Below are 26,967 nucleotides of genomic sequence, written 5' to 3' on the forward strand. Positions count from 1 at the left end.
AATCCTCGAAATGGTGCTCGACCGCTTTATGCCGGTGCTGTACCAGACCCTGGGGATCTTCCTGCCACTGTTGACGGTAAACTGCGCCATCTTCGCCGGGGTGATTTTTATGGCCAACCGCGACTACACCCTGACCGAGTCTGCGGTGTTTGCCGCGGGTGCCGGTACCGGCTGGGCAGTGGCCATTGTGCTGCTCGCCGGTATTCGCGAGCGCCTCAAGTTCAATGCTATTCCCGAAGGGTTACAGGGCATTGGTATCACCTTTATCACCACAGGGCTGATGGCGCTGGGCTTTATGTCCTTTGCCGGTATCAGCCTGTAACGGAGGAACATCCATGGAAATGACGATTGGAATGGGCATGTTCACCGTGGTGGTGTGCATCCTGGTGGCGGTCATCCTGATTGCCCGCAGCAAGTTGGTGGCAAGCGGCGACGTGCAGCTGCGTATCAACGACGATAGCGATAAAAGTGTGGCCGTGCCCGCCGGTGGCAAGCTTTTGGGCGCCCTGGCCGGTAAAAACATCTTCGTGCCTTCTGCCTGTGGCGGCGGCGGTACCTGCGGTCAGTGCCGGGTGAAGGTGAAATCCGGTGGCGGTGATATCCTGCCTACCGAGCTTGATCACATCACCAAGAAAGAGGCCAAAGAGGGTTGCCGTCTGGCCTGTCAGGTGGCGGTGAAATCCGATATGGATCTTGAGCTTGATGAAGAGATCTTTGGGGTGAAGAAGTGGGAGTGTGAGGTGATTTCCAACCGCTCAACTGCCACCTACATCAAGGAGCTGCTGCTCAAGGTGCCCGAAGGCGAAGAAGTGCATTTCAAGGCCGGTGGTTATATTCAGATTGAAGCCCCTGCCCACGAAGTGCATTACAAAGACTTTGATATTCCTGAAATCTTCCGCGATGACTGGGAAAAGTACGGCCTGTTTAATCTGGTGTCCAAAGTGGATAGCGAAGTCATGCGCGCCTACTCCATGGCCAACTATCCGGAAGAACAGGGCCGTATCATGCTGAACGTGCGTATTGCCACGCCGCCAAGCCCTGAGCTGCCACCGGGACAGATGTCGTCCTTCATCTTTAACTTGAAGCCCGGCGACAAGGTAACCATTTCCGGCCCCTTCGGTGAGTTCTTCGTCAAAGAGACAGACGCTGAGATGGTGTTTATCGGCGGTGGTGCCGGTATGGCGCCGATGCGAAGCCATATCTTTGACCAGCTCAAGCGGGTGAAAACATCGCGCAAAATGAGCTTCTGGTACGGTGCCCGCTCCCTGCGTGAAGTGTTCTATCAGGAAGACTTCGATGGCCTCGCCGCCCAAAACCCCAACTTCGAATGGCATATTGCGCTCTCTGAGCCACTGCCGGAAGACAACTGGACTGGCTACACCGGCTTTATCCATAACGTGCTGTACGAGAACTACCTAAAGCAGCATAAGGCGCCGGAAGATTGCGAGTTTTACATGTGCGGCCCACCCATCATGAACAGCTCTGTGATTGCCATGCTGGAAAGCCTGGGCGTTGAGCGCGACAACATTCTGCTGGATGACTTTGGCGGCTGATTTTGCCGAATAAGTTTACCCAGTGACTTCTGTCAATCCCCACCTTGCGGTGGGGATTTTTTTATCGTTTTTTCAGTTTATTGAGTGTGATAGCTTAGTCCCGTGAGGCTATCTTCAGGCAGAGGAAACCGATGGAAATCGTAAAGGCATACGCAGAGGATGCACAGGCGATTTGGGATTTGCGCAACAAGGCCATTCTTGCAGGCTGTAAAGGCTATTACGACGAGCTGAGCCTCGCGCGCTGGACCGAGGGTGAACTGACCGAGAGTTTTACCGCCGTGGTGGCCCGGGACTTTTATGTGATGAAAGATGGCGCGGGTGTTGCGGGCTGCATCATGCTGGATGTAAGTCATCCGGCGCTGAGAAAGGGGGAAGCTCAGCTTGAGGCCGTGTTTGTTGCCCCCGATATGATGGGGCACGGCATTGGTAAGCGATTGGTGGCTTTTATTGAGGCGTTGGCACTGAAAGAGGGGATAAACAGGTTGCGGCTGGAATCTACCCTGAATGCGGTGCCCTTTTACCGCGCCTGTGGTTTTGGCGAAGAACAATCCTCCCTTTACCACAGCCCCCGTGGGTTTAGTCTGGAATGCTGCCGGATGTACAAAAATCTCTGAACGCGAAAGCGGTCAGGCATATTCGTGACTAAGCACCATGATGCTGCTCCGTCATCGGCCAGCTTTGCAGTATATGGTATTGCACCCCAGTGGCAGTGCTTTGGGACTGATACAGATGCAGCGCGTCGGGGGTGAGTATCAGCGGTTCAGGCTGCCAATCAGGTGGCTGAAACTGTCTGGCTTTACGGAATAAGGTTACGTGGGGATTAAAAGTATGCTCGCTCTGATGCAGGCCCAGTTTGGCGGCAATCCTTTGGGTAGCGGCAAACATCTCAATAAGGGCGCTGTCCTCTGCCTTGCCCCACAGGCATACCACGCCTGCGCCCGGCCAGTGCACCAGGGTATCCAGCTGTTGGCGAAACCGGGGTTTGGCAAGCCCGGTTATTTCTTTTCGCAGCGCTACTTCCTGCGTGCCATCGGCTTGTCCCAAAAACGCCAGTGTCATATGCAGATTGGCTGGTGTGACATCCACTCCTGTGCCAGTTACTTCCCCAAGTTTATGTTGCAGCCGTTGCAGTGAAGCAGTTTGTGCGTTGTCCGGGGAGAATCCCAAAAATAATCGTTTGTTGCCAGGCATAATATCCGACCTTTTATCTCAGGTAAGCAAACCTTGCCTATACTCTAGGGTGAATGCAAGTTGCTGCGATTTCCAAGGAAAGCAGTTTATGTCGTTGCCTGAGTCGAACTCATTGCATACAGCTCTGGCCGGGATATTCGCCCATGTACCTTTCGCGACCCTGGAGCAGAATGTTGACCGCGCCCTGCAAACCATCACGGCGCGGCTGGATTGTGATGGTGTTTTTGTGCTCTCCCATACCGCCAGTCAACCCGGGGTAACGCCCCGAAATATCTACTTACGCCCATCGGTTGCCCGGGGTGGTCAGGTTCGCTACTGGCCGCTGGCTCGTATGCCCTGGTTCAGGCATCAGATGCGTGAGCCCAGGCTTATCAATCTGGCTGATATTGGTTCTCTGCCGGCAGCAGCCAGCCAGGAGAAACATTTTCTGCGGGAGTGGAAAGTCAAGAGTCTGCTGGTATTGCCACCGGTGAGCTTTGGTGAAACCCACATTGCCCTTGGGGCGGTGCAGTGTGAGCATACCCGCGAATGGTCCGCGGGTTTTATCGACACCCTGACCAATGCAGCCGTGCTGATAGGGGCCGTGACAGAGCTGACACGTGTTGCTCAGGCACTGATGATAAGTGAGCGAAAATATCAGGAGCTGTTTAACCAACTGCCTCTGGCCTGCGGTTTGGTGGACAGGCGCAATAAGGTCAGGCTGCTCAACAATATTGCCCGTCAAAACTTACCTTTGTCAGATGGTCAGGATCTGATGTCTCTGGTGCGGCCGGAAGAAGGCTCAATGCTGCTCGATACACTGCAGGTTGTGCGGGACGGGGTGTTAAAACAAGCCTGGTGCGAAATTTCCGTTAAAGCTTCTGTAATGGCACAGCAGTGGTTCAAAGTCAGCTTCAGCCCGATGGCTGATGAATCAGGTAATTTACTGATGTTGATGGATGATGTGAGTGAGCAGCACAGGCTTGCAGATGAACTCTCATTCCATGCCAATTACGATGCCCTCACCGGATTACCCAATCGCTCCCATTTTGAGGCCATGCTGGATAAATTGCTCAAAGAAGAGCAGGAAAGCCCCGTGTGTGTGGCCTTTCTGGATTTGGATCAGTTTCAGGTAATTAATAATGTCAGCGGCCATCAGGCCGGTGACAAACTCCTGTGTCAGGTGGCACTGAGGCTTAAGCAGTTGGTGCGTAAAGGCGATACAGTGGCTCGTCTTGGCGGTGACGAGTTCGCCATTCTGATGCACTACTGTAATGAAGACACTGCCAAAATCATTGCCCAACGTATTTGCACCCAATTGTTTGAGCATGAATTTTGTTGGGAACATAGGCGTCACAGTGTCTCTGTATCCATGGGTGTTGCGTCTTTGGATGCCGATATCACCGATATTTATTCGATTATGAGCCGTGCGGATGCCGCCTGCAGGGTGGCCAAGGATCAGGGCCGCAATGGCTGGCATATTTACTGTGCCACCGACCCGAAAATGAGTCGCTTCTACACCGAAATGACGGCCTCGGTGGACATTATTGAAGCGCTGCAGCAAGACCATTTTCAGCTTAATTATCAGCTGATTGAGCCGCTCGCTCGTGACGAGGGCGGCTTGCATATGGAAATATTGCTGCGTTTGGTGAGGGACAACGGTGAAATGCTGTCACCGGCAATTTTTTTGCCGGCTGCTGAGCGTTATAACCTGGCTTCCCGGGTGGATCGCTGGGTGCTGGATAATTTGCTGCGCTGGGGCAGTCAGCATATCCATGTCTGGCGCGAGCTGGACATGGTGTCGGTGAACCTTTCCGCCACCTCCCTTGGCGACCCTGAGTTTATGGCCTGGCTCGAGATGCGCCTGATGACTGAGCCGGATCTGGTGGATAAGCTTTGTGTTGAAATCACCGAGACTGCCGCCGTGAGTCAGCTGGAACAGGCTCAGGCCCTGATTGAGCTGCTGCGTCCCCTTGGCTGCAAGCTGGCGCTGGATGACTTTGGCTCGGGCTTTTCAAGTTTCGCCTATTTGAAGTTGTTGGATGTGGACTTTGTCAAAATCGATGGCCAGTTCGTGGTAAACCTCTGTGAAAACAAGTCCGATCAGGCCATTGTCAACGCCATCTGCCAACTGGGGCGCGATATGGATTTTGATGTGATTGCCGAGTTTGTTGAGTCCATCGACATTGGTAAACGCCTGCGTGATCTGGGGGTGGATTACGGTCAGGGTTATGCCATAGGCAAGCCAACCCCGCTGGCAACGCTGCAAAGCGGCAAGCGCTCCGTTTGGTTAAAGGACTGATGTACCCGCGTCAGACTTGTTCGCACCTTCCCTAAATCAGTACAATGGCGACCATTGTTTGTTGCCCGCCGGATAGCCCTTGAATTCCTTGCCCGTCTGCGACCTGTTCGACGACCTTAAATCAGCCATGCAAGCCCACAATCAGCTCATTCTTGAGGCGCCAACCGGTGCCGGAAAGTCAACGGCGCTGCCGTTGGCGCTGCTGGATTGGCCAGAGGTTTCAGGTCGTATCATTATGTTGGAGCCGCGCAGGGTGGCCGCCCGCAGCGTGGCCAGCTTCATTGCCAGACAGCGCGGCTGTGCCCTTGGCAGTGAGGTTGGTTATCGGGTGCGGGGTGACAGTAAGGTTTCGAAAGACACTCGCCTCGAAGTGGTTACCGAAGGCATTTTAACCCGCATGATCCAGGACGATCCCGAACTCGAGGGCGTAGGGCTTATCATTTTCGATGAAATCCACGAGCGGCATCTGAGTACCGACCTGGGGCTGGCGCTGGCGCTGGAAGTGCAGGCGGGTCTCAGGGATGACCTTAATATTCTGGCCATGTCGGCGACCTTAAGCGGCATGCCGCTTGAGGCTCTGATGCCTGATGCGGTATTACTCAGGAGTGAAGGCCGCAGTTTTCCGGTCACCCTGGAATATGCCAATGTGCCCGCAGGCGGCGATTGGCAGGCGCATATGGGCAAAACCCTGATGGATCTCGCCACCGGGAAACGCCCATTGCCCGAGGGTATTGCCCCGGGCACAGTGCTGGCGTTTTTGCCGGGCAAAGCCGAGATAGAACGTCTGAAAGACTATCTTGCTGAGCGCTTAAGTGCATCTGAGTTTGCCATCTGTCCCCTCTATGGTGAGCTTGATGCCAATGCCCAGGATCAGGCTCTCAGCGCCGATGCTGCCGGTCGCCGCAAACTGGTGCTTGCCACTAACGTGGCCGAATCGAGTCTGACCATTGATGGCGTCACTCTGGTGGTGGACTGCGGATTTGTGCGTCAGGCCAGTTTCAATCCCCGCAGTGGCGTGACCCGTCTTGGTCTTAAGCGTATCAGTCAGGCTTCCGCCATTCAGCGTGCCGGTCGTGCCGGACGTCTGGCACCGGGGCTCTGTATCCGGCTATGGAGCCAGGATGAATTCGAGCGCCAGATGAAGGCCGATGAGCCCGAAATTCTGCGCAGCGAACTGGTCAGTCTGGCGCTGGAAGCGGCGGCCTGGGGGGCGCGTGACTTTGCTGCGCTTAAGTTGCTGTCGGTGCCGCCGTGGGTGAATGAAGCCATCGCCTGGACGCTGCTTAAGGATCTGGAGCTGGTAGATGATGACCACAAGCTCACCGCCCTTGGGCGTGAGGCACATCGTCTTGGCTGCCACCCAAGGCTTGCCCACATGCTGCTGAAGGCCAAGGTACTCGGCAAGGCGGAGTCAGATGATTCGCTGGCACCTTTGGCATGTTTGCTGGCAGCGATTGTAGAAGGTCGTGGCCTGCCACGCAGGGGCAGTGATATCAGTCATTACCTTGGCTTGGCATCGGGTGGTCAGCCAGGACAGCAGGCCAGGCAATGGGCGGCAAAACTGGGAGTTAAAGCAGACTTGTCTTCTGTCGCCAAGGCCGCACATCCCCGGGATTGCGGGTTATTGCTGGCATTGGCCTATCCGGATCGTATTGCTTTGGCCCGGGGGAACGATGGCTTTGTACTGGCCAATGGCACAGGTATTACTGTGGATGAGGCCGATGCCATGTCGCTGGAGCCCATGTTGGTAGCGGCCGACTTTGGCGAGCTTGAAGGACGCAGTGCTGGCCGCCTTTGGCTTGGAGCGCCACTGGATGTGCGTCTGTTCGAGGGGGCGCTGGCATTTTTGGTCAGTGAGCGTGACGTCAGTGGTTTTGATGAAGGTCGTGGCCGCTTTGTAGCAGAAAAACAGAAGCTTGTGGGGAGTCTGGTGCTGAGTCGAACCCCCCTGGATAAGGTGCCTGCGGCACTTAAGGCCGCCGCCTGGGTCGCGCGTATCCGCCAGAAAGGCATCGCCATTCTGGGGTTTGATGACGTAGCCCTGCAACTGCGCCGCAGAGTGGCGCTGGCGGCAACCCTGCTTGGCGGTAACTGGCCAAGCGTGGATGACGAGGCGTTGCTGGCAAACCTTGAACATTGGCTGGGGCCGTATCTGGGTGAGATCAACACCCTTGAGCAGTTCAATAAACTGGATGCAGGGCGCATTTTACGTGACAGTCTTGATTGGCAATTGCGTACAAGCCTCGACGCGGCTCTGCCAACCCATTACCCTATGGCCACAGGCACCCGAGCACCCATTCGTTATGAAGAGGATGGCCGTGCCATGCTCAGGGTGCGTTTGCAGGAAGCCTATGGCATGGCCAGCACCCCGCTGTTGGCCGATGGACGGCTTAAGCTCACCATGGAGCTGTTGTCGCCGGCGCAGCGCCCTCTTGCCCTGACGGCCGATTTGGCCAGTTTTTGGCAGGGGCCATACCAGGACGTGAAAAAGGAAATGCGCGGCCGTTATCCAAGACATTTGTGGCCGGACGACCCGGCGAACACCTTACCGACCAAATTCACCAAGAAAAAGACCTTGGGTCAGTCCTGAGGCAGAGAATGTATGACTTCTGAAAAGCGAGCTTCAACAAAGCGCCCTGCGGCCAAACGCGGCACCAAAGGCAAGTCCTCAGCCCGTCCCGGCGTGCTGTGGCGTATCTGGTCGTTTTTGTGGAAATTCACAGTGGTGGTGCTGGTGCTTTGTGCCGCCTTTGGTATTTATATCGATCAGCAAATTGCCCGTAAATTTGAGGGGCAGAAATGGCATCTGCCGGCACAGATATACAGCCGCTCGATGGCGCTGTATCCGGGGGCCGCTATCAGTCATCACCAGATGATGGCTGAACTGCAACTATTGGGCTATCGCAAGGTGGCCAATCCGCGTCAGGTAGGGGAGTTCTCGGCTTCCAGAACCCGTATCGATTTGTGGCGTCGTCCCTTCCTGCATCCTCTGGGCAGCCAGGAAGCATTGAGGGTGATGATAAGCTTTGACGAGCAAGGGGTGGAAAATGTTGCCCGCCAGAGCGATATGCGTGAACTGGCGGTATTTCATCTTGAACCTGTACTGCTTGACCGAATCATTGCCAGTGACGGTGAAGATCGGCTGTTTGTTGGCCGCAGCGAGGTGCCGGACAGTATGGTGGATGCGCTGTTACTGGTGGAAGATCGCAGCTTTTACGAGCATCACGGGGTCAACCCGTTCGCTATTTTGCGGGCTGCTTTTGTCAATATCAGCGCCGGGCGTACCGTGCAGGGGGGCTCAACCCTGACCCAGCAGCTGGCCAAAAACTTCTTCCTCTCCAGCGAGCGTTCGTTGGTGCGTAAACTGCGCGAAGCCCTGATGGCCATCATTATCGACTTCCGTTACAGCAAGGACGAAATTCTCGAAGCCTATCTTAATGAAGTCTACATGGGACAGGATAAATCCCGCGGTGTGCACGGCATGGGGCTGGCGTCGCAGTTCTATTTTGGCCGTCCGCTGAATGAACTGACTCTGGCACAGCAGGCATTTTTGGTCGCAGTGATTAAGGGGCCATCCTATTACAATCCATGGCGCTATGCCGACCGGGCGCTGGAGCGGCGGGATTTGGTGCTGCGGTTGTTGATGGAAGCCGGAAAAATCAGCGTCAACGAGTTTAAGATTGCCGCCGAATCGCCGCTGGGCTTGAGGCCGGAAGGTCGTCCTGTGCATCAGAAGATGCCGGCGTTTTACGCTCAGGTGAAAAAGGAGCTGGCGCTGCGCTGGGGTGACAGCCTGCTGAATGAGTCGGGTATCAAGGTGTACACCACGCTTGACCCTATCGCGCAGGAAGCAGCTGAAAAAGCCGTGAAAGAGGTGATGGCGCGGATAGGCAAAGACACCAAAGAACTGCAGGCTGCCATGGTGGTTACCGATAAATACGGCGGCGGTATTGCAGCCATGGTGGGCGACAGAAATCCCAGCTTTGAAGGTTATAACCGGGTCAGTGAAATGCGTCGCCCCATTGGTTCATTGGTGAAGCCTTTTGTGTATCTCACCGCGCTGGAAGATAACCAGTATAACCTGATGACATCGCTGAAGGATGAGCCGCTGACAGTGACCAATAAACATGGTCAGAGCTGGTCGCCGCAAAACTACAGCAAGACCTTCAGCGGCCGGGTGCCTCTGATGCAGGCACTGTATAAGTCGCTCAATGTGCCAACAGTGAATCTGGGTTTAGCAGTGGGTGTGGATGCGGTGATTAACACCCTCGATGATGCAGGCTGGCGCGGCCAGGCAATTAATCCCTATCCGTCGATGTTGCTTGGCGCTGTGGATGGTTCCCCTTTGATGGTGGCGCAGATTTATCAGACCCTCGCTGACAATGGCCGCTTCCGCCAGCTCTCCACTGTGACTGATGTGCTGGACATGAATAACGAAGCAATACTTGCCGATCGTCTGCCTTCGGAACAATCGCTGGCACCTGCGGCTGCCTATCTGGCACAGTACGCCATGACCCGCGTGGTTTCAGAAGGCACGGGTGTGCGATTGGGAAGGGCTTTCCCCGATGTGACTCTGGCCGGTAAAACCGGAACCAGTAACGACAGCCGGGATTCCTGGTTTGCCGGATTTGATGAAAGGAACGTGGCCGCCGTATGGGTGGGGCGTGACGATAACGGCAAAACCAAATTAGTGGGTGCCAGTGGCGCCATGGCGATTTATCAGGCGTTTTTGGAGCAGCGCCCACCAGTGGGGCTGCGAATGACCCCGCCAAACGATGTGGTGCAGGCTTATTTCGATCTCCATGGTAATGCCATGGAAAAGGGCTGTCCCGGTACGCTGCCGCTGCCGGCCAAAGCCGGTAGCTGGAACCCGGCCCCCAACTGTGGCCAGCCGCTGAGTTGGTGGCAAAAACTGGTGGGTGGGTAATTAAGTCTGACTAAGCCCGGTATAACCGGGCTTTTCTTCGGCTCGCCTGTTCCGGCAATTTGGCGTCAATAACGGCCTGCATATCAGGCAAAAACAATCCGGTTTCCTCCGGCATTTTTTGCGCCATACATGGCGTTGTCGGCATGTTTGAGAATATCTTCATATTGGCTTAGCCCCCGAACCTGGCAAACCCCAACACTGGCGCTTACCCTGAGGGTGGGGGATATCTCGGGGAAGCGCAACGCTTCGATGCCGCTCCTGAGTCTTTCGGCAATTTTGTGGATCTCATCTTCAGTCGCGTTTGGCAAATAAACCACAAATTCCTCGCCGCCCCAACGGCCACAATGATCCCGGCTGCGGATGGAATATTGCACCGTGCGGGCTATTTCCTTCAGCACCTTGTCTCCGGCTTCGTGGCCCAGGGTGTCATTGATGGTTTTGAATTTATCTATATCCAACATGATAAGCGCCTGAGTTCTTTGCTCTGTTTCCAAATCCCAGTTGCTCTGAAGTCGTTGGGTAAAGGCTCTGCGGTTATCTATGCCGGTAAGAGGGTCGGTTGCAGCCAACTGCTGTGCCAACAGCCGCTCTTTTTCGGCGTGACGGAATTTATCGGCCAGAGCCAAAGCAAGCAGTACAGCATCGATGAACATACCTATTTCAGCAGCGCGGAAAGTCCACTGATTGAGTGGCAAAATGCCTTCGACTGCCATCCCTGTGGTGCCACTGCCTACCATGGTGGAGAGAAATGCCAGCAGAAATAACCGGGCCGTGGGGACACCGGACAGCCATGCCATTACCCCCAGTATGGGCATCAGCAGGATGAACAAATACACCAGATCAAACGCAAGGATAAGCGCAAGCTCCCTGTCATTAATCATAAAAGAGAGGCATTGCAGCAGCATCATTACCAGCGCCAGCGCCAGTACTATGCGGGTTATATTGGGCCTGATCTTGTCTATGCCCAAAAACCTGAGTGCAAACATAAGCCCGGTAACGCAATAGAGTGTCATCAGTTGGGGGTTTGACCACTGGCGCCAATGGTCAATATCTGGCCACAGCCATAGATTGCCATGTCCGGTATAACTCAGGTTAAGCAATAAAAAAGTAAATAAAAACAGGGAATAGTATAAATAGCTGCGACTGTTGAGCCCCATATACAACAAAAAGTTATAGCCAAGCAGTGCGAATATGCCGCCATAAAGAAAACCGTAGCTGTAACCCTCCATTCTGTCCCTTGCCTGCGTATCCCGCGCATTGGTGAGATAGACGGGGATTAATCTGGGATCCGGCCCCGATACCCGCAGCAGCAGAATATGCTTACCGGGCTCGAAGATTAACGGCACAGTTAAGAAACGATTGTCAGCGGTATACAAATCTCCCCCTTGCCAGTGTTGCTGTGAGGCATCGGGGCGGATATGTGTCAGGCTGACATCGTCCTGCCAGGCGTTTGCCAGCTGAAAGGTTCTTTTTACGCTGGTCTGGCGGGCATTGTTAATTTCCAGCGCCAGCCATACCGGGCTGGTGCCTATACCTAAACTCGGGATCCCTTTTCCATGAGGGCTGAATTTACCGTCATATAATGCCTGCAGAGCCTGGGAAGGCGTGAGGGTGGTCTGATGCTCTTTCAGCTGCATCCATTCACGGGTTAAAGGCGTGGCAGGCAGCTCGGAAATAGCAACCGGTTGCGCGCACACGAGCACTGGGTAGAGCATCAGTATAAATAACAGTATGCCTCGGAGCGGGTTCATTTTCCTGTTCAGGATTGGTTGCAGTTATGTTAATCATAGTAATGAAAGCGCGTGTATTTGTATATTTATACGCACACGCGTGCGGTAACGTGTGATATTTGCCAGCAATTCACTTGGGGAAAGCCTCGTCATACGGGTTGCCCGGACAAAATTCATCAGCTGAAGGGACAGGATTCCAATGACCGAAGTACATCACCCGCTGAACGATTATATTGAATATCCTGAAGACGAAATGCGACGCCGAGCCTCGGATAATCTTGTCAATCTGCGCCGCCGGCACTCTATCCGTAAGTTCTCAGATAAGCCCGTGCCCCGGGATATCATTGAAACCTGCATCATGGCGGCTGCTTCCGCCCCCAGCGGTGCCAATCATCAGCCTTGGCATTTTGTGGCGATTTCCAGCCCGGAGGTGAAGGCGGCCATTCGCCGTGAAGCCGAGGCACTGGAGCAAAGCTTTTATGCCGGCCGAGCCGGGCAGGAATGGCTGGATGCGCTTAAACCCCTGGGTACAGATGCCAATAAGTCGTATCTGGAAACCGCGCCCTGGCTGATAGCGGTATTCAGCCAAAAACGCGGCGGTGTGGATGAAGGAGAAAACAAAACCAACTACTACGTGCATGAGTCTGTGGGGATTGCCACGGGGTTTTTAATCCAGGCGCTGCATACCGCAGGCCTTGGCACCCTGACTCACACACCCAAGCCGATGAGCTTTTTGAGTAAAATCTGCGGCCGTGATAACGATGTGGATCGCCCCTATATGTTGATAGTGACAGGTTATCCTGCGGCTGATGCCACTATTCCCGACCATGCAATAAAGAAGAAGCCATTGGAGCAGGTGGCATCTTTCCTGTAAATATCAGTGTTTTGCACGTATTAAAGCCCGGCATTGCCGGGCTTTATGTTTTTGCTCAATGGACTCTTTGCTTGATGGGCTCAGGGTTGATGTTTGGCTCTGTGGCGTTAATCAATGTCGGGTGTTGTTGGCGGTACTGGACATAAATTGCCGCAGTTTTTCGGAGTTATTGGTTTTTTGCATTTCACTTACAATATCTATCCCAAATTGCAGTCGCATTGCCTGCCTGATCACGGCCGCATCGTCAAAGGCGCCTGTTTCTACCAATAACATGAAGTACAAGATAAAGCCGTGAACGTCTTCGGGCCTGGCACGGCTGTATTCGAGAAACTCTTTATTGGCGTCGGCCGTGAAACCTTTGCTTGCCATAAGCGCGGCATTGGCCAGGCGTTGATGGCTGATGGTTTCGCCGTATTGAGCCTTACCCATGGCAATGGCCTGCCGGCTGGTCTCCAAATCTCCGGCCATGATGGCTACGCCGATCCATGGCTGGGCGTTCACAGTGGTCAGGGTGGGGAAGTTATGCTGCATTTGTTGCATCAAATCTTCAGGCAGCTCATCAATGGTCATGGACACCAGTGACAGAAAATCACCCATAATGATGGCGTCTTGCTTGGCCTCATCACTCAGTTGCTGATATACCTCGATGATTTGCTGAGTGCTGATTTGCTGTTGCTGATGATATTGGTTGGTGATGGCCGCAAAACCTGAGCTGGAAATGGTTTGGGCATGTTTTATATAGGCGTTATAGACAGCGCTGCCTTTGGCAAAGGTGTCCTGCAATTGCCAGTCAATCAGGGCTGGGGTAAATGAGTTTGGCGTATTGCTGAAATACAGCACCATAACGTTCGGCAAGTCCTGCACATAACCGCTTAGCAGTATCTGTCCGTCGCGAATGGCGCTGACATGCCAATCGCTGCTCAGGTTGATTACGTTTTTAAAACGATCTTCGAACACCTGCGAAAATGCCGTTTTATGCAGTGGTTCTTCCCCGCTGCGGCGCAGGTTTTCCAGCACGAGTTCACGATTCCAGAAACCCTCCAGATCCTTGCTGTTAAGGCGTTGTGCTATTTGCTCAGCAAATCGGTACTGGGTTTCAAGCTTACCCATTCCCGGGCTTCTGTCGCTGGATTGGTTGTGGGGAACCGTATCCGGCAGCCGGGGTTTCGGGGTTGAATTACAGGCTGCCAAGAGTACAGATAACAGCAGCAGGCAAAAAAGTCTGAACATCATGGCTCCTTATTTGTTACCTGTATTCAGGTGTTGTTCCAGATAGTCCACACCCGGATTTAATGGCTGGGCAATCTCGCCGCTGATACTGCCGGTGTAATAGATATCCCGGTCAATCTTTTTCAGCGCATCAAAAAACTGTGCACTTTCATTGGCTGGTATGCGGTCTTGTTTCAGCTCTAGGGTATGGCGCCTGATGAGTTTGCCCGGGCGCCCAAGCTCGCTGGAACGGTAAGTCAGCGTGGGGGTGTTTATCACCACATCGTTTTCTGCGCTCGGCACGTTTACCAGTTCGGGAAAATCCAGGGTAATGGTGTGGTTGACAGTGATCGGTCCGGCGATGGCCATAGGTTTGGAGCGCTGAATGACCGAAGGCAACTGAATGTAATCACTCAGCTTATAGGCGAACAAGTTGAAATTGGCCGTATTGCCCTGCACAGCCCAGAAGTTGTCTATCTGATACCTTTCGCGCAGCAGGATTTCATTGCGGCCATCCCTGGAGTCTTGAATAAATACAGGCTCCTGCAGTCTTATGCCCGGATATAACTTGGCGTAATAGTTCAGGTAGTGCTGTTCTACGTCAAAAGCAGACACCCCCTGAAGCTGATAGCGCATTCTGTCAGCCTCTTTACCGCGGTAGCGGCTGACCACATACATATCCACCGGATTCATATATCCCGAGGATATCAGCGATTGTTCGACGTCAATATTGTCACTGGCTGGCGGGCTCTCTGGCATCGGGGTCAGGCCCTGCTCATTGGGGCGCAGTACCAGTGCATAGCCGAAATCGGGTTGTGTCAGTTGTTGCAGCCCCTGCGCCTGAACATGGTTGGTGCCATCAATCCAATAGGACTGACCTTTGTATTCAACAAGATTGATTACATGATCAAACAGCACAACTGAAGGCTGACGCTCCGGGAGCGCCCGGCCATGGCTGGTATTTACCAATGCCGCATGGCTGGTTACTTTCACCTGTGACAGCAGGAAGTTCATCAGGTTTGCCTTGTCTTTGCAGTCACCGTAGCGGCGTTCAAACACCTGATTGGGGGTGTGGGGCACATGGCTGCTCTGGCCCATCTCGATCCCGAAATAGCGGATATCCTGCTGAACAAATCTGACGATTTCGGCAATTTGCTGCTCTTTATCTGCCATGGCTTTAAGCCGTTTTACATAAGTTGCCAGATCCTCGGATATCTTCTGGTCTCCCTGATACAGACCCCGGGCCCAATCTGCCACTTCGGCCCAATTTTCGCTGCTGCTGTGGGCGATATAGGGCGCCCAATCCACATCTGCAGGAGTACCTTCTTCATGGTGATATCTGGGTACAGAGGTTTGTCGCCACAGGTATTCAGTGCCCAGTTTGCCATTGCTGACAATGGCTTCTGGCGCATCTTTCAGCTCCAGTTTCAATGGCAGGCTTCTGCCGTTAATCAATCTCAGGCTCAGCAGGTCAATACCTGCATCCCAGCCCATGGCGAAATAGGCACCAAACTGGCTGCCATACACCGGGTTGCGGCCGTGGAGCGAATACTGGTATCTGACGGTATCTCCCACTCTTAAGTCTGGAATAATCACCACGGCAGTGACCAGCCCATGAAACAGGTCATTGACCAGTTCGGGTTCCTGGTTGATAAGGTTGATTCGGGACGATTCCAGCCTGTCGCTCAGCTGGCCGTTGCGCTCTACCTGAATGCTGTGTATTTGCGGTTTCTCAAAGGCCGGGTTGAAGGTGAGCTCAAGTTTGGACAGCTCTTTGACGCCCTGATGATTATTTGCGTAAGCGGCGTGATCCATAAAGTAATGGTCTGCTTCCGCCGTTACCAATACCTGGCGGGATACCATTCTGTAGTGGATCGGGCTGGTTTCACGCTGAGTTGGCATGGGTTGCAGCGTCTCGGGCTTAACCCAATCCGGCGCTGTGGTCAGTTCGATAGAGTATTCACCAGAGCTGATGGTTTTGGCCTGACACAGTGCGACACCAAAAAGCATATACACGGATGCCAGCAGCAGACAATGAGACAAACGGTTCACTGAGTGTTCCTTTACGTGATAATTGGCACCTGTCTGTGCCAGCCGAAACAAAATCCTAACACAAACAGCCGGTTTTCCTGCATAAATTGCTGAATTATTGATAGGAATTTCAGTGGCATCCAAGCCGCGCGGCATCCGTTGTGACATGGGCGGGAATGGCGGTGTACACTGAAATCCTACGGAACTGAATTGGGCAGGGATAAACCATGCATAGGTGTCAGTCATCATGGCGATAAGTGCACGGGCGCAGGTTTTTGGGTCGCTGCGGCTGGATATAGCCACCCTGAACCTGTTTAACTTTCTGGCTCCGCCAGCGGCGGCCTATGAGTTCGATCGTATCTATACCCAGGCTCAGTGGCAGAAAAAATGCGACTGGTTGCGCCACTGCATTACCAGCCTTGAGGCCGATATTATCGGTTTTCAGGAAGTGTTCAGTGTTGATGAGCTTAAGGATTTGATGCAGGAGCTGGGTTACCCGCATTTTGCTGTAGTGGACAGCCCGCGCTGTGAAGACTACGTCTGCCGGGCCCCCGTGGTTGCCATTGCCAGTCGCTTGCCGCTGGCCGAAGTGTCACCTGTGGAGCCTTGCCCTGAAGCCGTTGCGGCAATGGGGCTGGGCGACGACTTTCAGTTTGGCCGTAAGGTACTCAGAGCCACAGTAAGCCTGACCGACTGGGGCATGCTGGACCTTTACGTGCTGCACTTTAAATCACCAAGACCTCTGTTTGAGCCGGAAGCACTCAGCGGGATGAGTGCCACCCCGAGGCTGCTTGCTCACCGCGCCCTTGGCAGCTTTGCCAGCCGCGCCCGCCGGGGCTTTGAGGCTATGCTGCTGTATCAGGCGCTGCTGAAGCGCCGTGATGAAACCGCCAACCCCCTGGTGATGATGGGCGATTTTAACGGCGGTTTGGATGCCGCCGAGTTTGGCGGCTTTTGGCTGGAGGCCAATGCCATTCACGGCAATGACCGTCAGCGCGCGGGGCTTGGCGGTCTCAGTGAACAGGCCTTTACCCGTGCCATCAGCCACTTTGCCCTGAAAGATGCCTCTGTGCTGTTCTTGGAAGGGCTGCGCTATGAGCACCAAAGCGGGGCGCGGCACATCACAGAACCTTTGGAGGATTTAGGCCACAATCGCCGTCCGACTCACTATTTTGGCTCCCAGGGCAGCCTGCTCGACCACATTCTGCTGAGTCAGGACTTCGATGCCACCCTGGCACCCGCCCGGGGGCGGGTGTGTCACTTTGCGGTATTTGATGAACACCTGCGCCGCCCGCAGTACGAGCGAGACAGCGAAAGTTCGGATCATGCCGCGCTTGCGGTGGGGCTTGAGCTGCTATAAGCCCCGCTTTTGCAGGAATGCCTGCCGGGCGGCCTTAACAGGGTGACGCAGGCAGGGTAAAATAGCCGCCATTCACGGCAGCGGCAGCCGCTAGGCAGCAGTTGTGTCAACCGCCGCTTGCTATCTGTAACACGCCTTATCAGGCGTTATCGAGACATCTTCATGAGCATTCGCATCAAACTCAAGCCGGGACGGGAAAAGTCCCTCGACCGTCGCCACCCCTGGGTGTTTAACAGCGGTATACATAACATCAAGGGCAAGCCGCAAAACGGCGAAACCGTGGATGTGGTGGCTCACGATGGCCGCTGGCTGGGGCGTGGCGCCTGGTCGGAGACGTCACAAATTCAGGTGCGGGTGTGGACTTTTGATAAAAACGAAGCCATCGACCGTGACTTTTTTGCCCGCCGCATTGCCCGTGCCCAGGCTGGCCGCGATGCGCTTATCCGCGAAAAGGGCCTTACCGGCTACCGCCTGATTGGCGCTGAGTCCGACGGCCTGCCCGGCATCACCATCGACCGCTATGCCAATGTGCTTGTATGTCAGTTGCTCTCAGCCGGTGCTGATTACTGGCGCGAGACCCTGGTGTCTGTGCTGGCCGAGCAGTTCCCCGGGTGCGCCATTTATGAGCGCTCTGATGTGGACTCCCGCAAGAAAGAAGGCCTGCCGCTGGTTACCGGGCTTTTGCACGGCGAACTGCCCGCCATGCCACTGATTATTGAAGAAAACGGTATCAAGATTGCCGTTGATGTGGAAAAGGGCCACAAGACAGGCTTTTATCTCGATCAGCGCGACAACCGCGCCATGGCTGCCCGTTTTGTGGAAGGCAAGTCAGTACTCAATTGCTTCTGCTACACAGGCACCTTTGGCCTGTATGCCGCCAAGGCCGGTGCCGCCAGCATTGAAAACGTGGATGTATCCACCCTGGCGCTGGACACTGCCCGTCATAACATGGCCATCAATGGCCTCGATGACAGCCATGTTACCTACAGCGAAGCCGATGTGTTCAAGCTGTTGCGTCAATACCGCGACGAAGGCAAAACCTTCGATGTGATAGTGCTCGACCCGCCCAAGTTTGCCGACAACAAGGCCCAGCTCAATGGCGCCTGCCGCGGCTACAAGGACATCAACATGATTGCCATGCAGCTCTTGAAGCCAGGTGGCACCCTGCTGACCTTCTCCTGCTCAGGCCTGATGCCTGCAGACCTGTTCCAGAAAATCGTTGCCGATGCCGCCCTGGACGCCGGCCGCGACGCCCAGTTTATCGAGCGCCTGAGCCAGGCCTCGGATCACCCCATCGGCGCCGCCTTCCCCGAAGGCTTCTACCTCAAGGGGCTGGTTGCCAGAGTTTGGTAAAGATGTGATAAGGGGCGTACTTGAATTGATGTGGTACGCCATAGCCAGATGATTTAAAGGCCTGTCTTGGTTTTACAGATAACCGGACAGGCCTTTTGTTTTGATGGCAGGATGTTAGTTAAAGTCTTATGCCAGTCCACACACTTTTCATTACGCTGCATGGGCGTCGCGGTTGAAATCAGTCTTCAAATGGGAAGGTTGGCCACTGATATTCTTCAAACAGTTTGCGAATAGCGCCAGATTTTATCAGCTCTGACATTTGCCTGTCGTATATAGCGGCCAGTTCCCGTCCCCGTTCTGTATTGGCAAAGGCAACATAGGTGGGGAGCACTATCAGTTTTTGCATTTCAAATGCGGAGGGGTCTATATTTTCCTGCAGCATTTCCTGTTCGAGGTCATAACGGGCATCGATGATGAAATCCAGTTCGCCACTTTGCAGGCGATTGAGACCAACCTTCAGTTTGACAAACTCATTCACTACGACCTTAACCTGCAGATAGTTATCCAGTTCATAGCCTTTGCTCCAACCCACGTTCTTGCCCGCTAAGCTTGATTCTCCCTGCCAGTCGAGCAATTTCCCCTTGAGATACAGGGCATAATAACGGTCTTCATCCAGCGGTAATTTCGGGAAAATGGCTTGTGGAACTTCGTTGGGTGATGCGCCAACCCAGGCGTCAGCAGCATTGGTCATAACCTTATTGACGCTTCTGGCATAAGGCATGGTGTCAAATTTAAGCGCGATACCTTCTTTTTGATACACCAACCTTAATATATCCCAATAGAGGCCGCGGCCACTTTTCTCTGTTGCATTAGTCCATACATCGCTGACGACATGGATGTCGGTGATGGGCGGCTCTGCAGCATGGAGCAGTGGGCTTAGCAGCAACAGAGAGAGTAAGGTGCCTTTGAGCATGATTAATTCCCTTTTATTAAACAGAAAACTAGCTGCGACCAAGCAGAAGCTGGGTCGCAATGCATAGTGATTATTTTAGACTGCAATTGAGATGTGTTGGTTGTGTTTGGTGCGCACTATGCCAAGTGGGTGGCAGAATCATTGCTTTGTGTTTGTTTGGTCTGGGATAAACCGTATTGGCAGCGCTTAACTAACAGAGCGCAGACACCGACAACTCCTGCTGCGGACTGCTGTATTTATATCCCTATAAATCACAGCCGTTCAGTTTTACCTGACTCTGTGCGCCATTATTGGCATTACCCGGCCGCCTCGGTGGGGGGCTATTCTTCAACAGAAGTGTTGTGGGTGGTCTCACGCTTTTCATCTTGCCTATTGCAGCGGCTGAAAGTTCAGATAGATGCCAAGCTGCGCCTGGCGAAGGTCGTGGCCAAATACATCCTTGTACAACGGCCAGTTCGCCATCCATGGCTCTCGTTCGTGAACATGTCGCTGCGCGACACTCGCCAGTCCGCCTACGGGCAAGGGGTGTTGCTTGTCCAACACCCCTTGCATCCCCAAGGACACCCGCGACGAAGCGGACGACAACATGGATGTTGGAGGTAGAACAACGCAAGGAGCAGTTGTCGAAAGCCCCTTGGGCGTTTTTGAGCCCATTGGCTTCACGAGAGACTCGCATCCTGCTCGACCCTCGCGCTTCGACGTCCTGTCTCAGTTACGCCATGTGCTCAAACGCCCTGCGGCCGCTTCGAGCGGGATTTGGTGTATTCCTCGGCAAAAGTGTTATGGCTGTCCTGTCTTTCGCCTGTCTTTCGCCTGTCTTTCGAAGACATTTTTGATGTTTTTTTAGTAAAACGAATGAGTTTTTAATTCACTCCGACTCCTTTATCTCCTTTTCAACAATTCTCCCGACTTTCATATGCTCAACCCGAAATGTTGCATTGATGAAAGTCAAATGTTAGCGTTGGCGGTGGCTAGTTAAATATACATAGCCAAACATAAATGGATTGCTTATCAAATGGAGTTTGTGTGAATATTAAACAACGTTTACCGTCTTCTTTCTTCCCAGGTTGTAATTTATTATTTTGGCCAAGCCAAAGGATGGCGTCGAAAAATCCCATTTTACTTGGCAATTTACATTTGAAAGTGTTAGTTAACATGCCAAAGATAGTAATTATGCCCTATAAAATTTCTTATTTAATTTTTGTGTTAATTTCTTCGTTTAGCATTCTTTCTGGCTGCAGCAATACTTACGATCCTCGCTATAATATTGAAGAAGATAAAGCCGCTAAAGAAGATAAAGCCGTTGATGAAGATAAAGCCATATTCGATTTTGCTGGCGGCGCTGTATATCGTTATCCGAATGAAAATATTGTGATGTATATGAAAGGGGAGGCGTATACACCAGGAAATTCGAAAATCATAACTGAAAGTGATATTGTGTCAAATAGGCTGATTTCCACCAAGTATGACGGTGTTAAAAAAGTAAGTTTCATAGAAGGGAAAGTGCCTGAAAATATTTCTGAGTTCGATATAACTCTATTTAATATGGCTTTTAATTTCTTAAACCTACCAATTGAGACTATAGTTTTAGTTCCTTTGGATGATGATGATTATTTATATAAGATAGAGTTTAATAAAGAGAAATTTCCTAAAGTGTTATTTTTACCATTAGGTAAAGCCAGTGTAATGGAAACTAAAGCTCAGTTAGCACTTATGCTTCATGAGCTTAATCACTTGTCGGACTATTATCACATAAAGTTTGGAATAACTCCTAAGCCAGTTGTTTTTATCCAAGAAATTAACTCATCGAGATTGGGTATGTGCTACCTTTATTTGTCACAGAAGTATTTCATTAAAAAGGATAGCAAGGAAAGGATGAGGCTTGAAGTGAAACACGTTGCTTTTGACGGCATAGATTTTGATTTTAAGCAAACTAATGAGTACATGAATCAGTTTCGTGAAATACCCGATGCAAATCTTCAATCAGCACTGGCTGATAATTTGGTTGTGCAAAATATAAATAATTTCCAAGAGGAGTATTGTTTGTATTTTGCCCCGGAATATTATCAGGGGCTTAATATAAAGGACTGGTATGAAAGTCAGTTTATTAATAAGAAAGAGTGAGGACGCCCACAATTCTCTTGGGCGTTTTTGAGCCCAATGGCTTCACGAGAGACTCGCATCCTGCTCGACCCTCGTGCTTCAACGTCCTGTCTCAGCTACGCCATGTGCTCAAACGCCCTGCGGCCGCTTCGAGTGGGATTTGCTGTATTCCTCGGCAAAAGTGTTATGGCTGTCCTGTCTTTCGTCTATGCCACTTTTTAAAGTCCTGACTTCCTCGGCGTAGACCGGCCAATTGATTAGCTCTCTCTTTTAAACTTTCGAGCTTTCCAATTGCTTCAGATTTGATCAATGCTTATTTCTCCTTGGGCACTAACGCCGCATTAAGGTGTGAGCGACGCTTGGCTATACTTGAGCGAAGCGAAAGCGCCAAGCGTTGCGAATCACTCTTAAATGCTTTGTTATGTTGTAACTAAATGATATCATTGATGCAGTTTTCATATACTAAAGCAGAACATGAGATATAAAGAGCACATTGATAAACAGCCTATGACGCTAGAACTAGTACCGCTTATGCATACTTGTGATGGTATCGGATTTCTTGGAATCATCGAGTCTCAAGAAATATCAGCGACTTTGTGTCCAGTTTTCAACGAAAGCCTTGTGTATTACTTTTACGGCAGGCCAGCTTACAGAGTTAAAGAAAGCTCTTGTTCAAGTATGATAGAACTATTCCCTGTCTGTTTCATCATAAAACCAGAAAGCCTAGATGCTTTGAAACGAGTATATCCATTTGATACAGGCGCTTTTGAGGCAGACCTGTATCAACAACATATGTCATCTAAAATGCCGATGCAGAGATTTGAACTTAAACCTTCTTATGACTTCATTAAAAAGTTTGTTGAATACATCTATGGAAGTAACAGCAACTACTATAAAGGTCGTTCAATACTTGATGCATCTTCTCTTTCTCCACTCTACACCGAAATCCAGTCACTTCTTAGACTAGTTAACTATACTGGAGCGGAAAGAATTGATGATAGATGTTCAACAATCGAAGTACAGACAGAAAAAGCTTTAGACATTACTAGCGGTGCTATACAAGCGATCATCATGCCATCTGAGATGTTAGCAGATGAAAGCGTAAGTGACCTTTTGATGGATCATGATATAGAACCAATTACATATGAAGTTTATCGGTCATCTCCTAGTGCTATGACCAATGTAATACTGAACAAAACATCTGAATACCTTTCTCTGGGAGGAGCTATATAATGTCTAATGCCTATAAAGTTTTTGGTTTCATAGCACCTTCATCATCAAAGTTTGGATTTAGCACTCCGGTCTTTGAAAACGATGGGAGTTTGTACGTTCAAATAATCGAGAAAGATACCATTATTGACTTCGATAAAGTGCAATTAGACCGTCTCGATAGTTACGAAGGTGGGGTTGAAGAGTACTTTACAGTAGGTGATAGTGCAATCTATTGTGCTAGATTTGACCGTAGAAGTTATATTTTTGGTGATAGAACATACCTAAGTCGCTTTTTAAGACAAAGTGCTAGTGAATACATAGACCATCCATACTTTTTCAAAGCTGCTGATGATTTCTGTACTCTATCAGAACCCGAGTATTTGGGAGATTTAAAAGATAGAGATTATTTATTAAGGCAATCTTTGGCAAATGTAATGAGACATTATGCTAAAGAATGTAATGCAAGAAGCAAAGAAAACCAAACTAGGCTGGCATTATATGATTCTAAAAAATCATATAAGAATTTATTTGAAATATGTTATCATGAGAAAAACAATAGTTTCGATCTACTAGTTAAAGATATTTTAAACTTTGCATATAAAAAACATAAAAATATCTGTGCTTACGCTAGCGTTAATGAATTGATGTCCACTAGCATAGATGAACATATATTCCCTAAAAACATGGTAAAGAATAACCTAGATTACCCTGAAGTTCGAAATTGGTTAAGTTTGGCTATTGACATAAAGAAAAATACTGACCATCAAAAAATTACTAGCAATTACAGAAAACGATTTGGTAATTATTTACAATTACCAGAAGAAAGCATGAAAGACGATGAACTCAGTCGGTGGGAGTCGTCTGTTAAGGCATCTTCGCTTTCTTTGTCTAGTTTGTCTTTAGCTACCTTCATTAGTACAGCTCTTGCCAACAAATTAATCGACTCAATAAACGAAGATTAAATATACACAGGGGGGGGTATCCTCCCTGCAACATAACGCCCGGCTAAATCGCCGGAACTGAGTTGATTGTTTTGCGCTAGCGTAGCGAAAAAGCGCAAAACGAGCAACGCAGTGGAGGTCGATTTGAGCCGTTTGTTAGCAGTTGATGGCTGTAAAATCTTCATAGCAATTGTGAATAAACTTTAAGCTTTTACCACTACTGAAATTGAACTCAGCTGAGACAACCTCGCCATTCCCAGAATATTGAATTTTATTTAGATCACTACCAACCACGCCGTCTAATTCGCATAGGTTTAGCAACGCCAGACATATTCCAATGTTATGGTTTACTGGCTCAGATGGAACCTCATGGCGCCAAAATATGGTGTCACCATCGAAACAAAGCTTGGACCATACGGAATCAAATTTTAAAAAAATGGTGTTGGCTGGATCAGTTACTGATTCACCTTCCTGCTGCTGAATAAGGTAAAGTCCTCCACACTTCTTACCAATGATTTTGGGCTCATCTCCATTTATTTGATATTCCATGGTTGATTCCTAGTGGACTGCTAACGCCGCGCGCACAGGCGAGCACGAAGTGCGAGTCCAGCGCAACTTGTTGCGCGATTGTGCCGCGCCTTGTTAAATGCCATAACCTTCATTGGTGCACTCAACTGTTTTTGGGTGAATTAGTTTAAACGATTTCTCTTCCGGAGATGGCACCCAAACTTGGTAATAGTCGTTGGATGTTGGCCGATCTGGACGATGTTTGATTGAAACTATTACGTCCCAGCGGTAAGTGCCATCTATGGAACAACCGCCTTGATTATATGTGTAGCCATCGGGGGTTTCTGGTTGCTGTATAGATGTTAGTAATTCATTTTCATGCGTTAATAATTTCCAGATAAACCCTTTATTGTTTGGCCACATTTCAACTGCGGCTGAGTTTTTATTGGCTGGATATATTAGCCATGCTACCCATGGCTTATCACCAGCGTAGCTATATATGGAAAATATTGTTAAAAAAATAAGCGCTGCGGTTTTCATAGGCATTTAACATTTTAATAACGAGAGCGCCTGTTTATCCATTTTTTCGCGATCACGCTATCCATCTGTTTTAACCACAAAATCTGCTACTTAAATCCTCTATGGATAGATAACTGTACGGACAAGTTGATAGCTCTCTTTATCTCGCGCTGCCAGTCACGCTTATTGGGTAAACCTTATCAGCAATATACTGTAAAATCGACACTTTTTAGCTGTTCAGCAGATAAGCGTGAATATGCCGTATGCGATAACAGGAGTCGTTTCCTGTTATCTCAGATTTAGCGGGATATCTGGGTCATAGAATTGTTCCCCTTCGAAGCCGCTTTGGATGTTGGGCTGAGTGAAACGGGCAAGCTGAGATATTGGCGAGAGAGTGAGGACACCCACAACTCTTACATTACGCTATTAAAGGAGTAATGAAACTTAAAGGACTTTTGTTGATTGATACACCAATCCCGCTCGAAGCGGCCGAGGGCATGTGCGTTCGTTGCGTAGCCGAGGCATGGATGCCGAGGCAGCGTCAGTCGAATCAAGGATGAGCGTCTGACGCGATAGCATAAGAGCGTGAATGCCCAAGGAGCTCTCCGCTTCGTCGCGGGTCGCTGGGGGATTGGACAAGGGGGCAAGTCGATACTGCCCCCTTTCCCCGGGTGTGGGTCGGAGACCCACGACTTACCGTCGCTTGCAAAGCGACTAATCAAACACCCCACATGCTGCTGGCAAAACTGGACTGGCATAAAACTGCACTGTGTCCAGCCCGGTGAAGCCTGGAAGGCTTCGATGTTCCGTCGCTTACAAAGCGACACAGAGTGAAACGCCAGAGCAGGTCGGGGCCTCAGCCATCCTACTTCTGGGTGGAACGATAGTGGTCAAAATTCTCAATATAATCATCCAGATTAGCATCGAGCATTTCTTTATAACGCTCCATGTAGTAATCCATCATTTCCTGCTTTTTGGCCTGCATTTGCGCCTGGGTTTCAAAACTGGTGGAGGCAAACCAGGCGTTGTAGCGGGCGACGGCCCACATAAAGGAAGCACTGATCTCGCCGGTATGAATTTCGGGATTTTGGTTCTGCTGGTTGGCCAGTTTAATCATTTCGCTAACGCGATCGTAAAAGGCGTTTTGGCTCTCGGTGTCTTTATCTGCCATAGGGTAATTCCTGCAATGTGGGGCTGTGCTCGCGTAGCGAGTGCAGCGACTGGTAGGCGGACAGCGGCATCAGCAGGTGCTGCGCCGCCATAGGGTGTGTTCTACCCTAAGCCATTTGGTGCCAGATGACAGCCGCCTGTGTCACAGATTGGGGTGATACAGGTGCGTTGTTTGCCAGCTTTAATAACCGGTCAGTTCCATATAGCCTTCGCCGCTGTGGCTGCCGCTGACTTTTACCGGGCCTTCCCAGTAGCGCATACTGAGCTGCATACGGGCATCGGGATTGAGGGCCTCGACCTTGAGCTTAAGGTTGGTGTTTGGCGTGCTCTTATCCTGCAGCGTAAGTTGCCATGCCACCGGATAGCCCAGGTGATACTCAAGGGGCGTCATGGCGATGACCTCAAACGGCTGGCTGCGACCATCGGGCCACATGCGGTTGGCATGGGTGAAGGATTTGGCGTTTTGCTCTCGAAGCGCAAACAGCATCAGCGCTGAGCCATCGTCGAGGCGCAGGGCAAACCAGTCCCAGCCCTGCTGGGCAAGCCCTAAAAAGGCGCTGCTCCATTCGCGGTCGAGCCAGCCCTGGCCGGATACGGCCTGCCAGTTGCCATCCAGCAGCACCTCACCCTCAATATCGATAAAGGGCGCCGAGTAGTAATGGGACGCCAGTCCGGCATCTGCGCTCTTGGCGCTGTAGCCCTTATCTCCCTGCAGCTGCAATGGCGACCTGCTTGAGAGTGTCAGCCGATACCCAAGTGGTTTATCGCCATCAGCCGCCTCCACCGTGAGGCTTGCGGGAAACAGCGCGCCTGTTTGTGATTGCCAGCGCCAGTTGGCGATATGCACTGCAAACGGCTCGCCACCGGCACCGGCAAGTCCGGGGTGGCCACGTGACCACCTTTCGGCGGCGATATGGCCGGTTTGGCGGGTAACTGCCGCATGGGCAAACCACAGCTGCGGGCTTTGCCAGTCGTCAGCGGTTTGCTCAACGGCGGTTTGCGGCTTGAGCGCGACCCGAAACTGGGTCCATTGCAGCCCCAACGGCTCACCGGCCGCGGTTGTTAAGTTGGCGGTGAGATACCACCACTCCTG

21 protein-coding genes are annotated in these 26,967 nt (G+C 51.4%); 12 read left to right on the forward strand and 9 right to left on the reverse strand.

Annotated features, from left to right (window positions below; genetic code table 11):
• The 3 genes from ABYK60_RS14605 to ABYK60_RS14615 all read left to right on the forward strand — a co-directional run.
• On the forward strand, window positions 1–322 hold a 322-nt coding region (locus tag ABYK60_RS14605; protein WP_372872754.1), incomplete at its 5' end, for an Rnf-Nqr domain containing protein.
• Window positions 323–335: 13 nt separating this feature from the next.
• Window positions 336–1,553, forward strand: a complete 1,218-nt coding sequence (gene nqrF / locus ABYK60_RS14610; RefSeq protein ID WP_372872755.1) for an NADH:ubiquinone reductase (Na(+)-transporting) subunit F — start codon at window positions 336–338, stop codon at window positions 1,551–1,553.
• 131 nt (window positions 1,554–1,684) lie between these two features.
• Window positions 1,685–2,167 (forward strand): GNAT family N-acetyltransferase, encoded by a 483-nt coding sequence (locus ABYK60_RS14615; RefSeq protein ID WP_372872756.1) that lies wholly within the window; start codon window positions 1,685–1,687, stop codon window positions 2,165–2,167.
• Between the two features lie 28 nt (window positions 2,168–2,195).
• Here ABYK60_RS14615 and thpR read toward each other — a convergent pair whose 3' ends face one another.
• Window positions 2,196–2,744 carry an RNA 2',3'-cyclic phosphodiesterase gene (thpR, locus tag ABYK60_RS14620; RefSeq protein ID WP_372872757.1) on the reverse strand — a complete coding sequence of 183 codons (549 nt, stop codon included), beginning with the start codon at window positions 2,742–2,744 and terminating at the stop codon, window positions 2,196–2,198.
• A gap of 88 nt (window positions 2,745–2,832) precedes the next feature.
• Here thpR and ABYK60_RS14625 point away from each other — a divergent pair, with 88 nt between their 5' ends.
• From ABYK60_RS14625 to mrcB, 3 genes are all read left to right on the forward strand, one after another.
• A complete protein-coding gene (locus tag ABYK60_RS14625; RefSeq protein ID WP_372872758.1) occupies window positions 2,833–5,025 on the forward strand; it encodes a putative bifunctional diguanylate cyclase/phosphodiesterase in 2,193 nt (730 codons plus the stop codon).
• A 79-nt stretch (window positions 5,026–5,104) separates the two neighbouring features.
• Window positions 5,105–7,615, forward strand: a complete 2,511-nt coding sequence (hrpB, locus tag ABYK60_RS14630) for an ATP-dependent helicase HrpB (protein WP_372872759.1) — start codon at window positions 5,105–5,107, stop codon at window positions 7,613–7,615.
• 12 nt (window positions 7,616–7,627) lie between these two features.
• The gene (gene mrcB / locus ABYK60_RS14635) at window positions 7,628–9,952 is read left to right on the forward strand and encodes a penicillin-binding protein 1B (RefSeq protein WP_372872760.1); all 2,325 of its coding nucleotides are present in this window, start codon (window positions 7,628–7,630) and stop codon (window positions 9,950–9,952) included.
• An 83-nt stretch (window positions 9,953–10,035) separates the two neighbouring features.
• Here mrcB and ABYK60_RS14640 read toward each other — a convergent pair whose 3' ends face one another.
• Window positions 10,036–11,703 carry a diguanylate cyclase gene (locus tag ABYK60_RS14640; RefSeq protein WP_372872761.1) on the reverse strand — a complete coding sequence of 556 codons (1,668 nt, stop codon included), beginning with the start codon at window positions 11,701–11,703 and terminating at the stop codon, window positions 10,036–10,038.
• A 178-nt stretch (window positions 11,704–11,881) separates the two neighbouring features.
• Here ABYK60_RS14640 and ABYK60_RS14645 point away from each other — a divergent pair, with 178 nt between their 5' ends.
• On the forward strand, window positions 11,882–12,556 hold the full coding sequence (locus ABYK60_RS14645) for a nitroreductase family protein (RefSeq protein ID WP_372872762.1): 675 nt from the start codon (window positions 11,882–11,884) through the stop codon (window positions 12,554–12,556).
• 111 nt (window positions 12,557–12,667) lie between these two features.
• Here ABYK60_RS14645 and ABYK60_RS14650 read toward each other — a convergent pair whose 3' ends face one another.
• Window positions 12,668–13,786, reverse strand: coding sequence for a hypothetical protein (locus tag ABYK60_RS14650; RefSeq protein ID WP_372872763.1), 1,119 nt, complete (start codon window positions 13,784–13,786; stop codon window positions 12,668–12,670).
• Between the two features lie 9 nt (window positions 13,787–13,795).
• A complete protein-coding gene (locus ABYK60_RS14655) occupies window positions 13,796–15,817 on the reverse strand; it encodes a DUF3857 domain-containing protein (protein ID WP_372872764.1) in 2,022 nt (673 codons plus the stop codon).
• A 226-nt stretch (window positions 15,818–16,043) separates the two neighbouring features.
• Between ABYK60_RS14655 and ABYK60_RS14660 the strand changes: the two genes are divergently transcribed.
• Both ABYK60_RS14660 and ABYK60_RS14665 read left to right on the forward strand, forming a co-directional pair.
• Complete coding sequence (locus ABYK60_RS14660; protein WP_372872765.1) at window positions 16,044–17,156, forward strand: endonuclease/exonuclease/phosphatase family protein; 1,113 nt, start codon at window positions 16,044–16,046, stop codon at window positions 17,154–17,156.
• 162 nt (window positions 17,157–17,318) lie between these two features.
• On the forward strand, window positions 17,319–18,509 hold the full coding sequence (locus ABYK60_RS14665; protein WP_372872766.1) for a class I SAM-dependent methyltransferase: 1,191 nt from the start codon (window positions 17,319–17,321) through the stop codon (window positions 18,507–18,509).
• 178 nt (window positions 18,510–18,687) lie between these two features.
• Here the strand turns inward: ABYK60_RS14665 and ABYK60_RS14670 are convergent, their stop codons facing one another.
• Complete coding sequence (locus tag ABYK60_RS14670; protein WP_372872767.1) at window positions 18,688–19,422, reverse strand: substrate-binding periplasmic protein; 735 nt, start codon at window positions 19,420–19,422, stop codon at window positions 18,688–18,690.
• Between the two features lie 1,026 nt (window positions 19,423–20,448).
• Here ABYK60_RS14670 and ABYK60_RS14675 point away from each other — a divergent pair.
• From ABYK60_RS14675 to ABYK60_RS14685, 3 genes are all read left to right on the forward strand, one after another.
• Window positions 20,449–21,546, forward strand: a complete 1,098-nt coding sequence (locus ABYK60_RS14675) for a hypothetical protein (RefSeq protein WP_372872768.1) — start codon at window positions 20,449–20,451, stop codon at window positions 21,544–21,546.
• Window positions 21,547–21,999: 453 nt separating this feature from the next.
• Window positions 22,000–22,758 (forward strand): hypothetical protein, encoded by a 759-nt coding sequence (locus tag ABYK60_RS14680; protein ID WP_372872769.1) that lies wholly within the window; start codon window positions 22,000–22,002, stop codon window positions 22,756–22,758.
• Window positions 22,758–23,699 carry a hypothetical protein gene (locus ABYK60_RS14685; protein WP_372872770.1) on the forward strand — a complete coding sequence of 314 codons (942 nt, stop codon included), beginning with the start codon at window positions 22,758–22,760 and terminating at the stop codon, window positions 23,697–23,699. Before ABYK60_RS14680 ends, ABYK60_RS14685 begins: the two co-directional genes overlap by 1 nt.
• A gap of 135 nt (window positions 23,700–23,834) precedes the next feature.
• Here ABYK60_RS14685 and ABYK60_RS14690 read toward each other — a convergent pair whose 3' ends face one another.
• From ABYK60_RS14690 to ABYK60_RS14705, 4 genes are all read right to left on the reverse strand, one after another.
• Entirely contained in the window at window positions 23,835–24,227 is a 393-nt protein-coding gene (locus ABYK60_RS14690) for a hypothetical protein (RefSeq protein WP_372872771.1), read from the reverse strand.
• A gap of 93 nt (window positions 24,228–24,320) precedes the next feature.
• Window positions 24,321–24,725, reverse strand: a complete 405-nt coding sequence (locus ABYK60_RS14695; protein WP_372872772.1) for a hypothetical protein — start codon at window positions 24,723–24,725, stop codon at window positions 24,321–24,323.
• An 844-nt stretch (window positions 24,726–25,569) separates the two neighbouring features.
• A complete protein-coding gene (locus ABYK60_RS14700) occupies window positions 25,570–25,875 on the reverse strand; it encodes a DUF3144 domain-containing protein (RefSeq protein ID WP_372872773.1) in 306 nt (101 codons plus the stop codon).
• 180 nt (window positions 25,876–26,055) lie between these two features.
• The coding region (locus ABYK60_RS14705) for a lipocalin-like domain-containing protein (RefSeq protein ID WP_372872774.1) at window positions 26,056–26,967 on the reverse strand (912 nt) is incomplete at its 5' end.

The sequence above is a fragment of the Shewanella sp. genome (assembly GCF_041630135.1).
In the GTDB taxonomy this organism is placed as follows: domain Bacteria; phylum Pseudomonadota; class Gammaproteobacteria; order Enterobacterales; family Shewanellaceae; genus Shewanella.

What these genes read in the sequence shown, in the direction of transcription:
- ABYK60_RS14645 (WP_372872762.1), top strand. Translation starts at nt 11,882, where the DNA reads ATGACCGAAGTACATCACCCGCTGAACGATTATATTGAATATCCTGAA.
- ABYK60_RS14680 (WP_372872769.1), top strand. Translation starts at nt 22,000, where the DNA reads ATGAGATATAAAGAGCACATTGATAAACAGCCTATGACGCTAGAACTA.
- mrcB (WP_372872760.1), top strand. Translation starts at nt 7,628, where the DNA reads ATGACTTCTGAAAAGCGAGCTTCAACAAAGCGCCCTGCGGCCAAACGC.
- ABYK60_RS14685 (WP_372872770.1), top strand. Translation starts at nt 22,758, where the DNA reads ATGTCTAATGCCTATAAAGTTTTTGGTTTCATAGCACCTTCATCATCA.
- ABYK60_RS14695 (WP_372872772.1), bottom strand. Translation starts at nt 24,725, where the DNA reads ATGAAAACCGCAGCGCTTATTTTTTTAACAATATTTTCCATATATAGC.
- ABYK60_RS14665 (WP_372872766.1), top strand. Translation starts at nt 17,319, where the DNA reads ATGAGCATTCGCATCAAACTCAAGCCGGGACGGGAAAAGTCCCTCGAC.
- ABYK60_RS14625 (WP_372872758.1), top strand. Translation starts at nt 2,833, where the DNA reads ATGTCGTTGCCTGAGTCGAACTCATTGCATACAGCTCTGGCCGGGATA.
- thpR (WP_372872757.1), bottom strand. Translation starts at nt 2,744, where the DNA reads ATGCCTGGCAACAAACGATTATTTTTGGGATTCTCCCCGGACAACGCA.
- ABYK60_RS14640 (WP_372872761.1), bottom strand. Translation starts at nt 11,703, where the DNA reads ATGAACCCGCTCCGAGGCATACTGTTATTTATACTGATGCTCTACCCA.
- ABYK60_RS14660 (WP_372872765.1), top strand. Translation starts at nt 16,044, where the DNA reads ATGGCGATAAGTGCACGGGCGCAGGTTTTTGGGTCGCTGCGGCTGGAT.
- ABYK60_RS14615 (WP_372872756.1), top strand. Translation starts at nt 1,685, where the DNA reads ATGGAAATCGTAAAGGCATACGCAGAGGATGCACAGGCGATTTGGGAT.
- nqrF (WP_372872755.1), top strand. Translation starts at nt 336, where the DNA reads ATGGAAATGACGATTGGAATGGGCATGTTCACCGTGGTGGTGTGCATC.
- ABYK60_RS14650 (WP_372872763.1), bottom strand. Translation starts at nt 13,786, where the DNA reads ATGTTCAGACTTTTTTGCCTGCTGCTGTTATCTGTACTCTTGGCAGCC.
- ABYK60_RS14670 (WP_372872767.1), bottom strand. Translation starts at nt 19,422, where the DNA reads ATGCTCAAAGGCACCTTACTCTCTCTGTTGCTGCTAAGCCCACTGCTC.
- ABYK60_RS14700 (WP_372872773.1), bottom strand. Translation starts at nt 25,875, where the DNA reads ATGGCAGATAAAGACACCGAGAGCCAAAACGCCTTTTACGATCGCGTT.
- ABYK60_RS14690 (WP_372872771.1), bottom strand. Translation starts at nt 24,227, where the DNA reads ATGGAATATCAAATAAATGGAGATGAGCCCAAAATCATTGGTAAGAAG.